This is a genomic window from Scytonema sp. PCC 10023 (assembly GCF_963920835.1).
Classification (GTDB): Bacteria; Cyanobacteriota; Cyanobacteriia; order Cyanobacteriales; family Nostocaceae; genus Kalymmatonema.
Map to the genome: position 1 here is coordinate 1 of NZ_CAWUDP010000266.1, position 2042 is coordinate 2042.

The following is a 2042-nucleotide window of genomic DNA, read 5'->3' on the forward strand; positions in this document are numbered from 1 at the left end:
AGATTTTGGTGGCAATTTTTTACGATCGCTCTCCTACCCCTCTGAACGGTTACGAATTTTCTCAACTTTCCATCCAGCCTCAGCCCCAATTTTTCCAGTTTTCACAAACCTAAAAGCCCCGCGTGTGTAAACTGAGCCGTGGGGCTTAACCTTTATTAACTCTTTCACAACTCTTGTTGGCAGTATCCACTGTTTTTCGGCTGCCTTCTCAAGTTCCTCATAAGCTCCGAGGGGCTTAAGCTCCTGTTTAAACTGTGTGGATTGCACAACTTCGAGAAGCTTATTCACTATGTCATGAATAATAATCAAAGAATCTGGTGTTTGAGCATAGGTGATGCCTTTATCATTCTCATCATTTTCATCATTTTCATCATTTTTATCACCCCCGACAACCTCCGACACGTGAAGAGGTGTAGAAGTATCAGCCTTCAGCTTTTCTAATTCCTCAAGCCTGTAATAAGCTTCCTTGCCATTATCACCTTCAAAGTAAATTGGGTGTAACTTCCCCCGCTGTGAATATCGCTCCACACTACGCGGTGAAACTCCTAAAAACTCTGCTGTCTCAGCTTTTGATAGTTTATCCCCCGACATCCCCGACAACCCCCCGACATTTAACAGTGAACAGTACCAGCCGCAGTACCAGTAAACAGTACCAGCCCCTGACAACTGACAACTGACAACTGATAACTGATAACTGATAACTGGTAACTGTTAAATACTACCTTGGAACAAGACCCCCGACAACCCCCGACACAACCCCCGACAACAAGAAAAATACTTAAAACAGTACCAGCCGCAGTACACAGTACCAGCCGCAGTACCAGTAAACAGTGAACAGTGAACAGTACCAGCCGCAAAAAGCTGACGACTAGTAACTGATACTGCGGATACTTAATAACTGGTAACTGTTAAATACCCCCAACAACAAGAAAAATGCTCGGTACAGTTAAACCGAGCAGTAGTTAAATTTCAGCCTTAACTCTTTGACTACAGTGGTTTCATTAATAATCTAATTTGTCATTTCCTAGGCGGTCAGGGTTCATATGTGCCAGATATTTATTTTCTTGCCGATATGGGATTCCCCATAATTGGTGCTACATTTTCCTCTAAGAATCAATTTCATTTATTGCCACGAAATCTATATCTATAAAGATTGTTCCCGAAACGCGAATAAGCGCAATTGACAAAAGTCTTCCTCTAAGAATCCACTAGCTCAAACTTCTCATGCCACAGATTGAGAGGTCGTGCCCAGGCGAGCGCGTATGTTTGTACACCATGTCACCACTGCAAAAACCATTGATTTGGGTCGAAGGACAGGCTACAAACCTTCCCTCGGAGTGACAGTTTCTGAGCAACACACAGTAAACATATTTGCTGAAATCTTTGTCAGCGTAATTATTTGATGAATCACAAATGGCGATCGCGTCCCGCACTGCCCTGAGTCCAAAAGGACACGCTGCGCGAACGGGCAATCGCATCCCGCACTGCCCTGAGTCCAAAAGGACACGCTGCGCGGCGAGAGTGCCTGCGCTTTGCGCATACGGGCGATTGCGTCCCGCACTGCCCTGAGTCCAAAAGGACACGCTGCGCGAACGGGCAATCGCGGGCTCCCGAATCGACATCAGTTGCTACCATCCAAACTTTGTAGATAGTTCCCTTTTTGATGTTGCGCCATTGGCTATCTGGCTCTGGAAAAACTTGGTTACTCATAAAAAATACCATCTTGAAGTACATCTTGCGATGGCAAAGGCTTGTGGTATTGACCAAAACGCGCGGGTGTAGGGGTATAGGAGTGTAGGGGTGTAGGGGTTCATAGTTCTATTTTCTTTTGAAACAGCCGCCGGAACTAGAAGGACTCAAGCCCCTTAATTTATTAATGGCGCAGTTAAGAGCGCAGCATCCATCTCTGTAAACCCCTCAATTCATTGATGGGGTTCCCTACACCCTTACACCCGTGACCCCCTTACCCCCCTAGGAGCGTTGACAATAGTCTAGTTCGCGGTGCGAAACGGTAGAAGAAATGAACTAAAAACTTGATGAAT

Annotated in this window: 2 protein-coding genes; both read right to left on the minus strand. The window is 45.5% G+C overall.

Annotation, left to right across the window (positions count from 1 at the left end; translation table 11 throughout):
* Window positions 1-33: 33 nt before the first annotated feature.
* A complete protein-coding gene (locus ACM0OZ_RS48555) occupies window positions 34-591 on the minus strand; it encodes a helix-turn-helix domain-containing protein (protein WP_414590107.1) in 558 nt (185 codons plus the stop codon).
* Window positions 592-1407: 816 nt separating this feature from the next.
* Window positions 1408-1710 (minus strand): hypothetical protein, encoded by a 303-nt coding sequence (locus ACM0OZ_RS48560; RefSeq protein WP_414590108.1) that lies wholly within the window; start codon window positions 1708-1710, stop codon window positions 1408-1410.
* Between the last annotated feature and the right edge of the window lie 332 nt (window positions 1711-2042).

Bases quoted from the DNA above. Each gene is read 5' to 3' on its own strand.
- ACM0OZ_RS48555 (WP_414590107.1), bottom strand. From the start codon at position 591: ATGTCGGGGGATAAACTATCAAAAGCTGAGACAGCAGAGTTTTTAGGA.
- ACM0OZ_RS48560 (WP_414590108.1), bottom strand. From the start codon at position 1,710: ATGAGTAACCAAGTTTTTCCAGAGCCAGATAGCCAATGGCGCAACATC.